Annotated in this window: 12 protein-coding genes; 7 read left to right on the top strand and 5 right to left on the bottom strand. The window is 59.3% G+C overall.

What is annotated here, in order from left to right; all coding sequences use genetic code 11:
- The 5 genes from ACP3TY_RS16910 (at window position 1) to ACP3TY_RS16890 (ending at window position 3309) form a co-directional block, all read left to right on the top strand.
- Window positions 1-732, top strand: coding sequence for an adenosylcobinamide-GDP ribazoletransferase (locus ACP3TY_RS16910; RefSeq protein WP_426618028.1), 732 nt, complete (start codon window positions 1-3; stop codon window positions 730-732).
- 176 nt (window positions 733-908) lie between these two features.
- Entirely contained in the window at window positions 909-1313 is a 405-nt protein-coding gene (locus ACP3TY_RS16905; protein ID WP_053118559.1) for a MarR family winged helix-turn-helix transcriptional regulator, read from the top strand.
- 53 nt (window positions 1314-1366) lie between these two features.
- Complete coding sequence (locus ACP3TY_RS16900) at window positions 1367-2575, top strand: MFS transporter (RefSeq protein WP_426618027.1); 1209 nt, start codon at window positions 1367-1369, stop codon at window positions 2573-2575.
- The gene (locus tag ACP3TY_RS16895; RefSeq protein WP_256218825.1) at window positions 2572-2694 is read left to right on the top strand and encodes a hypothetical protein; all 123 of its coding nucleotides are present in this window, start codon (window positions 2572-2574) and stop codon (window positions 2692-2694) included. The genes ACP3TY_RS16900 and ACP3TY_RS16895 overlap by 4 nt, the downstream gene beginning before the upstream one ends.
- 54 nt (window positions 2695-2748) lie before the next feature.
- Window positions 2749-3309 (top strand): glutathione peroxidase, encoded by a 561-nt coding sequence (locus ACP3TY_RS16890; RefSeq protein ID WP_053118563.1) that lies wholly within the window; start codon window positions 2749-2751, stop codon window positions 3307-3309.
- Between the two features lie 197 nt (window positions 3310-3506).
- Here the strand turns inward: ACP3TY_RS16890 and ACP3TY_RS16885 are convergent, their stop codons facing one another.
- The 3 genes from ACP3TY_RS16885 to ACP3TY_RS16875 form a co-directional block, all read right to left on the bottom strand.
- Window positions 3507-4778 carry an OmpP1/FadL family transporter gene (locus ACP3TY_RS16885; RefSeq protein WP_426618026.1) on the bottom strand — a complete coding sequence of 424 codons (1272 nt, stop codon included), beginning with the start codon at window positions 4776-4778 and terminating at the stop codon, window positions 3507-3509.
- A 146-nt stretch (window positions 4779-4924) separates the two neighbouring features.
- Window positions 4925-5407, bottom strand: a complete 483-nt coding sequence (locus ACP3TY_RS16880) for a hypothetical protein (RefSeq protein WP_053118572.1) — start codon at window positions 5405-5407, stop codon at window positions 4925-4927.
- Window positions 5408-5681: 274 nt separating this feature from the next.
- Window positions 5682-5906, bottom strand: coding sequence for a hypothetical protein (locus tag ACP3TY_RS16875; RefSeq protein ID WP_003214941.1), 225 nt, complete (start codon window positions 5904-5906; stop codon window positions 5682-5684).
- A gap of 964 nt (window positions 5907-6870) precedes the next feature.
- Here ACP3TY_RS16875 and ACP3TY_RS16870 point away from each other — a divergent pair.
- Together ACP3TY_RS16870 and rmuC are read left to right on the top strand one after the other, a co-directional pair.
- Window positions 6871-7194, top strand: coding sequence for a hypothetical protein (locus tag ACP3TY_RS16870; protein WP_082341407.1), 324 nt, complete (start codon window positions 6871-6873; stop codon window positions 7192-7194).
- A 175-nt stretch (window positions 7195-7369) separates the two neighbouring features.
- Entirely contained in the window at window positions 7370-8734 is a 1365-nt protein-coding gene (gene rmuC, locus ACP3TY_RS16865) for a DNA recombination protein RmuC (RefSeq protein WP_178124210.1), read from the top strand.
- Between the two features lie 112 nt (window positions 8735-8846).
- Here the strand turns inward: rmuC and ACP3TY_RS16860 are convergent, their stop codons facing one another.
- Window positions 8847-12317: a hybrid sensor histidine kinase/response regulator gene (locus ACP3TY_RS16860; protein WP_053118578.1), complete on the bottom strand. Its 3471-nt coding sequence runs from the start codon at window positions 12315-12317 to the stop codon at window positions 8847-8849.
- Window positions 12318-12563: 246 nt separating this feature from the next.
- Window positions 12564-13106: a TetR/AcrR family transcriptional regulator gene (locus ACP3TY_RS16855; protein ID WP_426618025.1), complete on the bottom strand. Its 543-nt coding sequence runs from the start codon at window positions 13104-13106 to the stop codon at window positions 12564-12566.
- Window positions 13107-13139: the final 33 nt, after the last annotated feature.

Genomic DNA, 13139 nt, shown 5'->3' with positions numbered 1-13139 from the left:
ATGTTGCCGCTGTGGATCGCCCTGCAATTTCTCAGCAGCCTGCCGATTCGTCTGCCGGGGATGCCTGAGCCGGAACAGCTTGGGCGTTCGCTGCTGTTTTATCCGCTGGTGGGATTGTTGTTTGGTGTGATCCTGTGGGCGCTGAATTTGGCATTGGCGGGGGCGCCGTTGTTGCTGCATGCGGCGTTGCTGCTGACGGTTTGGGTGTTGCTCAGCGGCGCGTTGCACCTTGATGGTCTGGCTGACAGCGCGGATGCCTGGCTCGGCGGGTTTGGTGATCGCGAACGCACGCTGACGATCATGAAAGATCCGCGCAGCGGGCCGATTGCCGTGGTCACGCTGGTGCTGGTGTTGCTGCTCAAGTTTGCCGCGTTGCTGGCGTTGATCGAGCAAGGGCAAGGGCTGGTGTTGATCATCGTGCCGGTGCTTGGGCGGGCGGCGCTGCTGGGGTTGTTTCTGACCACGCCGTATGTGCGTGCGGGTGGGTTGGGGCAGGCATTGGCAGATCATTTACCGCGTCGGGCCGGGTGGTGGGTGCTGGGCTTCAGTGCGTTGGTCTGTGTGCTGTTTGCCGGGTTCAGCGCCGTTGTTGCGGTGGTGATTTCTGTCGGGGTGGTTGTCTGGCTGCGACGGGTGATGATGCGGAGGTTGGGCGGGACGACGGGCGATACGGCGGGGGCGTTGTTGGAACTGCTGGAGATGGGGGTTTTGGTAGGCTTGGTTTTGGCCTGAGAGGTCTCTATTGTTGATGCCGACGTCTTCGCGAGCAGGCTCGCTCCCACATTTTGAAATGCAATCCCCTGTGGGAGCGAGCTTGCTCGCGAAGGCGGCCTCACATGCACCACAAATGTTCAGGGTAAACTCATCTGTAACTTGATTTAACACAGTCGCGGGTATATACACGCATCATGCTTACCTCTCAGTGTTTGTGCACCAACCTGCGTCGCGCCGCGCGTGGCGTCAGCAGGCATTACGACGGCGCTCTCGACGGCTTCGGGATCAACGTTGCGCAGTATTCTTTGCTGTGCAACCTGCAACGTCTCGATCAACCGAGCATCTCGGAACTCGCCGAAGCCATGGGGCTGGATCGCAGCACCCTCGGGCGCAATCTGCGCGTGCTCGAAGGTGAAGGCCTGGTGGCGCTGGCCGAGGGCGAAGACATGCGTAACCGCATCGTCCGGCTGACGGAAATCGGTGCGCAACGTCTGGCAGATGCACTGCCGGCCTGGGAGGCGGCGCAGCAGCGATTGATCGATCGACTGGGTGCCGAGAAGCGTGAAACCTTGCTCAAATTGCTGGATGAACTGGCGTAACGGCCGGTTTTTCCGATCTCAAGCGGGTATATACCCGCGACTGGAGAATAATAATGACATCGATGTGGCGTACGTGCGGTTGGGTGTTGGTCGGCAGTGCGCTGATTCTTGCGTTGTCATTGGGCGTGCGGCACGGCTTCGGTCTGTTTCTGTCGCCGATGAGCGCGCAGTTCGGCTGGGGCCGCGAGGTATTCGCCTTCGCCATCGCTTTGCAGAACCTGATCTGGGGTCTGGCGCAGCCATTTACCGGCGCGCTGGCTGACCGTTTCGGCGCGGCGAAAGTGGTGCTGGTCGGCGGCGTGCTCTACGCCGTGGGCCTGATCTGCATGGGCTTGTCGGATTCGGCGGTGACGCTGTCGCTGAGCGCTGGTTTGCTGATCGGCATCGGCCTGTCCGGTACCTCGTTTTCGGTAATCCTCGGCGTCGTCGGTCGTGCAGTGCCGCCAGAGAAACGCAGCATGGGCATGGGCATCGCCAGTGCTGCCGGTTCGTTCGGCCAGTTCGCGATGTTGCCCGGTACCCTCGGGCTGATCGGCTGGCTCGGCTGGTCGGCGGCGCTGCTGGTGTTGGGCCTGCTGGTGGCGCTGATTGTGCCGCTGGTGAGCATGCTCAAGGACAAACCGCTGCCGGTGCTCGGCCATGAGCAAACCCTATCCGAAGCCTTGCGTGAAGCCTGTTCGCATTCGGGTTTCTGGTTGCTAGCGTTCGGTTTTTTCGTCTGTGGTTTTCAGGTGGTGTTTATCGGCGTGCATCTGCCGGCGTATCTGGTCGATCAGCATCTGCCGGCCAGCGTCGGTACTACGGTGTTGGCGCTGATCGGGCTGTTCAATATCTTCGGCACTTACACGGCTGGTTGGCTTGGCGGGCGCATGTCAAAACCGCGTTTGCTCACGGCGTTGTATCTGTTGCGCGCGGTGGTGATCGTGCTGTTTCTGTGGCTGCCGGTGACGACCACCTCAGCGTATCTGTTCGGCATGGCCATGGGCTTCTTGTGGCTGTCGACGGTGCCGTTGACCAACGGTACGGTGGCGACCTTGTTTGGTGTGCGTAATCTGTCCATGCTCGGCGGCATCGTGTTCCTGTTCCATCAGCTCGGCTCGTTCCTCGGCGGCTGGCTGGGCGGGGTGGTGTATGACCGAACCGGGAGTTATGACTTGATCTGGCAAGTGGCGATTCTGTTGAGTCTGTTGGCGGCCGCACTGAACTGGCCGGTGCGCGAGCGTCCGGTGGCCCGCTTGCAAGCCGCAGCAGGCGCCGCATGAGCCGATTCTGGCCGCGTATCCTCTTTGCCGCACTCGGCGCCGCATTGTTGGCGCTGGTGTGGTGGGGCTGGCATCAGGGCGGTCTGGCGTTGATGCAACTGGGCATGAGCATTTGCTAGAAGCAGGCGTGGCGAGTAACGTCGAAGTCTGACGACTTCTCAAGGATGTACGACATGCTGATGCGCTGGTGTGCTGTTCCCGCGTTGCTGATGGCGTTGACTGGCGTGGCCCAGGCCGCTGACTGTCCCGAATTGCTGCAAGGCTCGCTGCCCAAATTGCGCGCCAAGGATTCCATCGACCTGTGCAAACAATACGCGGACAAACCGCTGGTGGTGGTCAACACCGCCAGTTTCTGCGGTTTCGCGCCGCAGTTCGAAGGCCTTGAGGCGCTGCACAAACGCTATGAAGGGCAGGGGCTGGAAATGCTCGGCGTGCCGTCCAATGACTTCAAACAAGAGTCCAAGGACAGCGCTGAGACCGCCAAGGTCTGCTACGCCAACTACGGCGTGACGTTCGCCATGACCGAACCACAGAAAGTCCGTGGCGATGACGCTACGCATATGTTCCAGGTATTGGCTGCGCAGAGCAGCGCGCCGAAGTGGAATTTCTATAAATATGTGGTTGATCGGCAGGGCAAGGTGATCGCCAATTTCTCTAGCCTGACCAAACCCGATGATCCGGAGTTTATTGCAGCGATCGAAAAAGCCATCGCCTCGAAACCCCTGAAACCCTGACACATGAATTCCTGCAACGGGTTCGCCCGAATCCTGTAGGAGCTGCGGCACGCTGCGATCTTTTGATCTTCAAGGTCAAAAGATCGCAGCGTGCCGCAGCTCCTACAGGGGTTAGATCGCAGGCACAAAAAAGCCCCGCTTTCTGTAAAGAGAGCGGGGCTTTTCAGTGGGCGAGGGGTTAGCCCCGCCCGGCAGCATCAGAAGCGATAAGTCGCGCCAACACCGAAACCGTTTGCCGAGTTTTCATACTTGGCGTCGTAGGTCTGGCCACGATCGTTTTCGTTGCGGATCTTGATCGACTCTTCTTTCAGGTACGAGTAAGCCACGTCGATGGTCAGGTCTTCGGTCGGGCTCCAGCCAGCACCGATGCTGAAGATCGTGCGGTCGCCAGTCGGAATACGTGGCGAACGGTCGACGTTGTTGGTCGGCGACTGGTCGAAGGTCAGACCGGTACGCAGTACCCATTCCTTGTTCAACTGGTACGAAGTACCCACGGCGTAAGCCCAGGAATCATGCCAGTTCTGGTCTTCGGTGATTTCACCGAACTGACCGGCCAGTGCAGGCTGCACGCCCGAGTTCTCGACGGTGATTTTCTTCAGCTGGCTCCAGCGGGTGAAGGTTGAACCGGCGTAGACATTCCACTGATCGTTGATCGCCTGGGTCACCGAGAAGTCCAGGGATTCAGGCGTAGTGATCTTCAGCGAAGCGTCGTACTTCTGGTTCGGGTTCGCGCCGATCAGACCGAGCACACCGTAGTTGACCTTGGTGTTGCCTTCGAGCTTGTAGTCGACTTTCGAGTGGTAGGTCATGCCCAGACGCGTAGTGTCGGTAGCTTGAACCAGAACGCCGATGTTGTAGCCCAGTGCGGTGTCGTCACCCTTGATCTTGACCTTGCCGTCCGGCGCCGCCTGAGTGATCGACAGGTTCGATTCCAGGGTGCCGTCGATACGGTTGATGGTCGGACCGAAACCGATCGACACGACGTCGTTGAACTTGTAGCTCACGGTTGGCTGGAAGGTGATGACTTGTACTTCGGACTTGCTGCCGAAGTAACGGCCGGCAAAGCCGTTTTCGTAATCGGTTACCAGACCGAACGGCACGTAAACGCCGAGGCCGAATGCCCAATGATCATCGATTGGTTTGACGTAGAAGCCCATAGGTACGGAGGTGAAGGGCACCATGTCGCCTTTGTTGCTGCCGCCGTTAGGGCTGGAGCTGGCGTCGCTGATATCGGTTTTTGCGTCGAGGAATGCGACACCGCCAGTGACTTGTTCGCGCGTGAGGCGCGACATGCCGGCAGGGTTACCATAAACAGTGCTTGCGTCGTCGGCAGAAGAAGATCGCCCGGCGTACCCAGTCCCCATCCCGCTGATGCTGTGTTCGTTGATGGCAAAGCCAGCTGCGAAAATCTGGGTGGATGCCATGGTAACGGCGAGGCTAAGGGTGGTTTTGAGCATTACTTTTTTCATTATTAGAACTCCTGGTGATCACCGGGGCGAAAATTACCAACATTTTCGTCCGGGCGCTATAGTCCGTATGCCTTGAGTTAGAGCGGTTTTGTAGGACAATCCGACCAAATTCGCGACCCGTTGTGCGATCTTGAGAAACTGGTGGGTCAACAAGCGACCTGATTCATCGGTGAAACACAGGTCTGCCAGGCGTAGGTGAAATCGCGCAGACGACCCTGGGGCTGAAACGTCTGACGCCAGATACGCGCCATTCCGAGCAAATCAGCCGGGTCGGGGAGGGTGGGGTTTTGTTCTTCTACCAGCAGCCAGGCGATGGCGGTGGCGTAACGCAGATTAACGGTCAATTCCAGGTGTGGGCCGCTGAGAAAAGCGTGTTGACTGGCGAGGCCGCGAACCAGGCTCGCGCGCTCCGGATCGAGTGCCAGGTAATCGTCCCAAAGGGCTTGGTGGCGATGCTCGGCAATGCGATAGAGGCCGTGGCCACGGCGGTCATGCAGGGCAGAACCCAGGGCTGACTGGCTGGCGGCGATGCCCAGCAACAGGGCTTCGGCAGTTGCGCAGTGGCGTCCCAGGTAGATCAACGTAGGACGGATCACATAGCGGCACAGTTCGCTGGCAGCGATACCCATAAATCCCTCGGTTCTTGTTATTAATGGCGAGTCCTGAAGGGGGGCTTGGCAGCAGTGGATCGGTTCAGGCTCGCCGCAAGCGGATCACGCCGCTTGAGTTGAAGTGTAGTGTCATATTCGCGACGTAAAGGCCTGTTTTTAAAATATTTCCGGCTGCGCGGAATATTCGTTATATCCGATGGTGCTTAGCCGCTGAAGGGTAAAAGCGAAACATCGGGCAATAAAAAGCCCCGCATTTTGTGCGGGGCTTTTGCTTTTGCAGCCTTTTCGGCTTTCAGGCAACCAGTGCCTGACGGGTACGATCGATCACGGCCTGCAGCGGTTCAGCGCTGGAGTACTGATCGGGGTAAAGACGCTCGCTGTGGCGGGCGATACCGTGTTCGTTGACCAGTGTGAAGCTGAAGCAGCCTTTGCGAGCGGCCATGATCAGGCAGTTCATCGGAGCAAAAGCGTTGGTTAGGGTGCGAATGGCATCCTGAGTATGGATTTGAGTAGACATAGTTATTAGGTGTTCCTACAAATGACACGGATAAGAACCGTGCAACGTTAAAACGTTCCAGTGACGACGACCACCATTGGTCGAACGAAGAACCCGACTGGAACAAAGCAGCCAGTTTGAAGCGCTGATAAGTTGGCGCGCTTGGGCTGGCAGGTAGGTACTTAGGAGGGCAGGCAACACATCAAGGGCAAAGGTTCTGGGCCCGGGGTGAAGATCCTGATCAATTTGCAGGTTGGTTCGGTCAGAGTAAGTGGCCTTCGCAACACCCTTTGCATCATTCAAAGGCTGTGTTGTCGCAAGATTTACCTGGAAACCATCGAGGGGTCGCTCCCGCTTTTTTCGGCGATTGGCTTCTTGGTAGAAGGTTGACCGTGGGGATGTGTTCGACCGGAATTGACTTTCAGCTTGGTACTAACGCCGCGGATACTAACGGATCGAAAAGTACAAAGCAAACCCAATGCTGAAAAAGATTGCAGGGCGCTATGGATTCTGCTTGTCGATCCGGCGAATCGCCCCGTATTGGCCCACATTAAGACCGTCGGTCGGTGAAACAATTTTCATCAAGCGCCGCGCCAGACAGCCTTATCCCCAAGCAATGGTGAAAAATGACCCGAAAAAGCGCACCCCTATAACCGGGTAACAGGTACTTGTGCACATTAGTTGCGCGGACTGTCACAGCACTGTCACATCAATCCTGACCCCGATGGCTGCCTGCATCGAAAGTTTAAGTCAATGAAAAACATCGGTTTTTTTTGTTGGTGAAAAAATCGTCAGTTTGACTGCGAGCCCCATTTCACAAGGGTTTGCGAGGGTTCAAGGGCGGTTGTCCACTGAGTTATCCACAGCTTCTGTGGATTGTCCCGAGCGCTTGCTCTAGCACGGGCGTGCCGGGTTTTTTTCGGACTTTACCTGTAAGAAAAAGAGAGTAGAGTGGCGCGCCTTCCGATCTGTCCCACAGTGCTTTATGAAGTTTCGCTCAGTATCAGACTCTGTTACCTCAGAACCCCCTCGTGTTACCCCGCCCAAGCGATTTTCTGTGCGCGTCGCCGAATGGCTGCTCGACAGCCCGCGCCTGAGCGACAGCCACAACGCCAAACACCTTGCCGGTCGCCTGCTCAAGCAGCCTGCGCGGGAAGGCGTGGTCGCTGCGCAAAGCCGTCTTGGCCAATTGATGTGCCGCGAGTGCGGTAACGCCCGCGACCGCCGCATTGGCCAGGATCTGCTGCGTTCAGCTGCCCGTGCCGGCGACCGGCGTGCGCAGCAGGAACTCGGTCTCATCGAAGACTGAGCTGTCCAAGACCTGACACCTTGGTTAACCTTCAGGCTTTATTGGATGGGCAGGAATCTCTATGGCGATGGACTTGACCAGCGTATTGCTCGGTCTCGCGGCAGCGGGGTTGCCATTGCTGGCGCTGGCCTGGCAACTGCAGCGCCGGGCGAGCAACGGCCAAGCCGACGTGGCCCTGCTCGAAGAGCGGCTGGCCATGGCGCAACTGGCGCAGGACGGCCTCAACGCTCAGCTTGAGGCGAGCCGCGATGAAGTCGCTGATCTGGGCCAGGCCAACGCCGCGAAACAGGCTGAACTGGCGGCCCTGCGCCGTGAAGTCGAGTTGCTGCAGATCGAGCGCGACGACGCCCGCGATGCGTCCCACGCCTGGAACATCGAACGTGCCAGCAAAGAAGCCGAGCTGCGCCGTCTCGACGCGCAAGCCGCTTCGTTGAACGCCGAGCTGCGTGAGCAACAGGAAAGCCATCAGCAACGCCTCAGCGACCTGCAAGGCTCGCGTGATGAGCTGCGCGCGCAGTTCGCCGAACTGGCCGGCAAGATCTTCGATGAGCGCGAGCAGCGTTTCGCCGAAACCAGCCAACAGCGCCTCGGCCAGTTGCTCGATCCGCTGAAAGAACGCATCCAATCCTTCGAAAAACGTGTGGAAGAAAGCTATCAGGCTGAAGCCCGCGAGCGCTTTTCGCTGGCCAAGGAGCTGGAGCGTTTGCAGGCGCTCAACCTGCGCCTGAGCGACGAAGCGACCAACCTGACTCGTGCCCTCAAGGGCCAGAAAACCCAAGGCAATTGGGGCGAGCTGATTCTCGAACGCGTGCTCGAACACGCCGGTCTGGAGAAGGGCCGCGAGTATCAGACACAGGTCAATTTGAAGGGCCCGGACGGCGAGCGTTTCCAGCCCGACGTGGTGATTTATCTGCCGGGCGACAAGCAGGTGGTGGTCGACTCGAAAGTCAGTCTGACCGCGTATCAGCAATACGTCGCCGCCGAAGACGACACCCTCGGCCAGATCGCGATCAAGCAGCACGTACTGTCCCTGCGCAATCACGTCAAAGGTCTGGCCGGCAAGGATTACAAGCGTCTGGAAGGCCTGCACAGTCTCGATTTTGTTTTGCTGTTCGTGCCGATCGAAGCGGCGTTTTCGGCGGCGTTGCAGGCTGAGCCGTCGCTGTTTCAAGAGGCGTTCGACCGCAACATCGTGATCGTCAGCCCAACTACCTTATTGGCGACATTGCGGGTCATCGACAGTCTGTGGAAGCAGGAGCGCCAGAGTCAGAACGCCCGGGAAATCGCCGAGCGCGCCGGTTGGCTGTACGACAAGTTCGTGCTGTTTATTCAGGATCTGGACGAGGTCGGCAATCGTCTGCAACAACTGGACAAAGCCTACAGCTCCGCGCGCAACAAACTGACAGAAGGACGCGGCAATCTGGTCAGCCGCAGTGAGCAGCTCAAACTGCTCGGGGCGCGAGCGAGCAAGAGCTTGCCGGCGGATCTGCTGGAGCGGGCGATGACCGATGTTGATGGGTTGGTTGAGTTGCCGGAATAAAGATCAAAAGATCGCAGCCTGCGGCAGCTCCTACAGGGGATTTTTGTCGAACACAAAAATCTGGTCTGACACCGAACCTGTAGGAGCTGCCGAAGGCTGCGATCTTTTGCTTTTAGAGCGGCACATACCGACTCAACAACGCCCGCAAAGCCGCCGGTTTCACCGGTTTCGCCAGATAATCCAGACCCGCCGCATGCACCTGCGCCACCGTTTCCGGCCGCCCATCCGCACTGATCACCACCCCCGGCACCGGCTCGCCCAGCGTTGTGCGTAACCACGCCATCAACTCAGTCCCGGTGTCGCCGTGATCGAGGTGGTAATCCACCAATGCCAGTTGCGGCCGCACGCCATCCTTAAGCAACGCCGCACATTCCTCACGATTGCGCGCCGTCCACACCTGACAACCCCAGCGGCTGAGCAAACTGTTCATGCCAATCAAAATGCTGTCTTCATTGTCGATACACAGCACCTGCGCGCCGCCCAGCAACTTGCCGTTCAACTCGACGGCGGCGCTGGCCGGCACGGTTTGCGTCGGGGCCAATGGCACGCTGACGCTGAACACACTGCCGCGCCCCGGCCACGAACGCACACGCAACGTATGGCCGAGCACGCGGCACAAGCCATCGGCAATCGCCAAGCCAAGCCCCAAACCTTTTTCGGCGCGGGTCTGATGGCTGTCGAGGCGTTTGAATTCTTCGAAAATCACCTGCAGCTTGTCCTCCGGAATCCCCGGCCCGCGATCCCACACTTCCAGCGACAATTCAGCCCCGCGCCGACGCACGCCGAGCAGCACCGGGCCTTTGGCGTAGCGGAACGCATTGGTGAGGAAGTTCTGCAGAATCCGCCGCAGCAATTTGCTGTCGCTGTCGATGCGCAGATGACTGCCACGCACGCGAAAGGTCAGGCCTTGTTCTTGCGCCAGTGCCTTGAATTCGGCGCCGAGAATATCGAACAGCTCATTGAGCGCAAACGGCTTGCGATCCGGGTTGATCTTGCCATTTTCCAGGCGCGAGATATCCAGCAGATCGCTGATCAAGTCTTCGGCCGAACGCAGCGAACTGTCGAGGTGCTGCACCAGTTTCTGCGCCTCGCTGCTCAAACCATCGTCCTGATGGGAGAGGGCGGCGGAGAACAGGCGGGCGGCGTTCAACGGTTGCATCAAGTCGTGGCTGACCGCTGCGAGGAAGCGGGTTTTCGACTGGTTCGCTGCTTCAGCGGTGCCTTTGGCTTCGGTCAGCGCGACGTTGAGTTGCGACAGTTCCTGCGTACGCTCGCTGACCCGTTGCTCCAGCCCCTCGTTGGCCTCGGTCAGCGCCTGCTCGGCTTCGCGGAACGCAGTAATGTCGGTGAAACTCATGACGAAACCGCCGCCCGGCATCGGGTTGCCGATCAGTTCGATCACCCGACCGTTGGGGAACAGCCGCTCGGAGGTGTGCGCACGGCCCTGACGCATCCAGTGCAAGCGACGGGCAACGTGTACTTCAGCTTCGCCGGGGCCGCACAAGCCGCGCTCGGCGTTGTAGCGAATGATGTCGGCAATCGGCCGGCCAACGCTGATCAAACCGTCCGGGTAGTTGAACAGCTCCAGATAGCGTCGATTCCACGCCACCAGTTTCAGCGACTGGTCGACCACGCTGATGCCTTGAGTGATGTTCTCGATCGCGCCTTGCAGCAGGGCGCGGTTGAACTGCAACACTTCCGACGCTTCGTCAGCGATCCGGACTACGTCCTCCAGCTGCATTTCCCGACCTTCGATGGCGGCTTTTACTACAGCGCGCGTCGAAGAAGCCCCGAGTACACCGGCCAACAAGCGCTCGGTGTGGGCGATCCATTCGCCATCGGCGTTCTGGTTCGGGTTGAAGCCTTTGCCCTGACGGTAGGCGAAACGGATAAAGCTCTGCCGCGCGCGTTCCTCACCGACAAACCGCGCCGCCAGTTGCAGCAAGTCGTCGATCTGCACCGCCAGCATTGAGCGCGCACTTGGCCGCGCGCTGATCTCCTGACCGATAAAACGCCCGGCTTGCCAGTGTTCCGATACCCGCGTGCGCGACAGCACCGAAACCCACGCGAACAAGGTGAAGTTACCGGCCAGCGACAGCACCACGCCTTGTGTCAGTGGGGTGATTGGCAAATTCAGCGGATTGCTGTGCAACCACGCCAGCCCCGGAAAACTGCTCAGGGACAAGCCAAGGCTGTGCGCGGCAATCGGCAGAATCAGCGTGTAAAACCACAGGAAAGTACCGGCGGCGAGACCAGCGAATACGCCGCGCCGGTTAGCCTGTTTCCAGTACAGCGCGCCGAGCATGGCCGGGGCCAATTGGGTCACGGCGGCGAAGGCAATCTGGCCGATGGTCGCCAGGCTCGCGGTGGAACCGAGCAGGCGATAGCTGACATACGCCAGCAACAGAATCACCACGATGCTGACGCGGCGCACCGAGAGCATCCACTGACGAAACACTTCGAACGGGCGCTCGGCGTTATTTCGGCGCAGCAACCACGGCAATAGCATGTCGTTAGAGACCATGGTCGACAACGCTACGCTGGCGACAATGACCATGCCGGTCGCCGCCGAAGCACCACCGATAAACGCCAGCAGCGCCAGCGCCGGATGGGCTTGAGCGAGCGGCAAACTGATCACAAAGGAGTCGGGGAGTACGTCGCTCGGTAACAACATCTGACCGGCGAGGGCGATCGGGACTACAAACAGCGCGGCCAGTGCGAGGTAGGCCGGGAACACCCATTTGGCCAGACGCAGATCCTGCGGGTCGATGTTCTCCACCACGGTGACGTGAAACTGCCGGGGCAGGCAGATGATCGCCATCATCGCCACGCCGGTCTGCACCACCATCGACGGCCAGTTAATGGTTTCTTTCCAGTATTCCTCGAGGCGCGGGGCGAGCATTGCCTGGTTAAACAAGTCGTCGAAACCGTCGTACAGCCCGAAAGTGACGAAGGCGCCAACCGCGAGAAAAGCAAACAGCTTGACCAGCGATTCAAAGGCAATCGCCAGCACCATGCCACGGTGGTGTTCGGTGGCGTCGAGGTTGCGCGTACCGAAGACGATGGTGAACAGCGCCAGCACCAGCGACACGATCAGCGCCGTGTCCTGCGCGCGGGTGCCCATGGCGTCGGCACCGGCGCCGATCAACAGGTTCACGCCGAGGACGATGCCTTTGAGTTGCAGGGCGATGTAGGGGAGGACGCCGACCAGGCAGATCAGCGCGACGACCACCGCCAGCGATTGCGATTTGCCGTAACGCGCGGCGATGAAGTCAGCGATGGAGGTGATGTTCTCCTGTTTGCTGATCATCACCATTTTCTGCAGCACCCACGGCGCGCCGAGCAGCAGCAGAATCGGCCCGAGGTAAATCGGCAGGAATGACCACAGTTGTTCGGCGGCCTGACCGACCGCGCCGAAGAATGTCCAACTGGTGCAATAAACCGCCAGCGACAGGCTGTACACCCAGGCACGCATCCGCGGCGGCAAAGGCGCGCTGCGACGGTCGCCGTAGAAGGCGATAGCGAACATGATGGCCATATAGGCCAGGGCGACGGCGGCGATCAGCCCGGTGGACAACGACATGCAACACTCCCGACAGAAGACTCCCCGGCAACCCTGTCCGGGCCAACAGTCTCGCATGAGTGCGGCGGTTAGTCAGTGTCGACCAAGGTCGTGGCGTGGCGGGGTGTCGCAGGGGGGAACCGGCTGGTTCTGCGATGAACTGTAGGAGCTGCGGCACGCTGCGATCTTTTGATCTTTTAATCTTTTGATCTTTGAAATCAAGATCAAAAGATCGCAGCGTGCCGCAGCTCCTACAGGGGATTGGCGTCAGCGCTGATTCAGTGCGACATCGATCAAATGGTGCAATTCTTCCACTTCAAGCGCGGCCGCCGAAAACAGTATCCGGAACACCACCGGCGCCACCACCAGGTTGATCAATCGATCAACGCTCGGCGCGATCTCATTGGGATGTCGATCAATGATCGTCTGCAATTGCGCGCCAATAATCGTCACGCAATACCCCGGCGTCGCGCTCGCCTGCACGTCGCGCATCATGTTGCGGCCGGGCTCGGAGCTCATCTCGTCGAGATACTGTTCAGCCCACGCACGAATATCGCTGCGCAAACTGCCCGTTGCTGCCGGCTCGCTGTCCGGGCGCATGCGGGCGAGGGCGACGTCTGCGAGCAACGCCGCCAGATCCCCCCAGCGTCGATAAATCGTCGACGGCGTCACCCCCGCGCGTGCGGCGATTTGCGGCACGGTCAAGGTCGAGCGCTCCTGTTCTTGCAGAAGCGCGTGGACTGCCGAATGAATCGACTCTTGCACCCGGGCACTGCGGCCGCCGGGGCGTAAACCTTCTTTAATAGCCATGGGGCAGACCTTAACACAAAGAATTTGCTTTAA

This window comes from Pseudomonas rustica (assembly GCF_049959085.1).
GTDB lineage: Bacteria > Pseudomonadota > Gammaproteobacteria > Pseudomonadales > Pseudomonadaceae > Aquipseudomonas > Aquipseudomonas rustica.
Note: the sequence above shows the minus strand (reverse complement) of the source record. Positions and strands in the feature narration are given on the sequence as shown.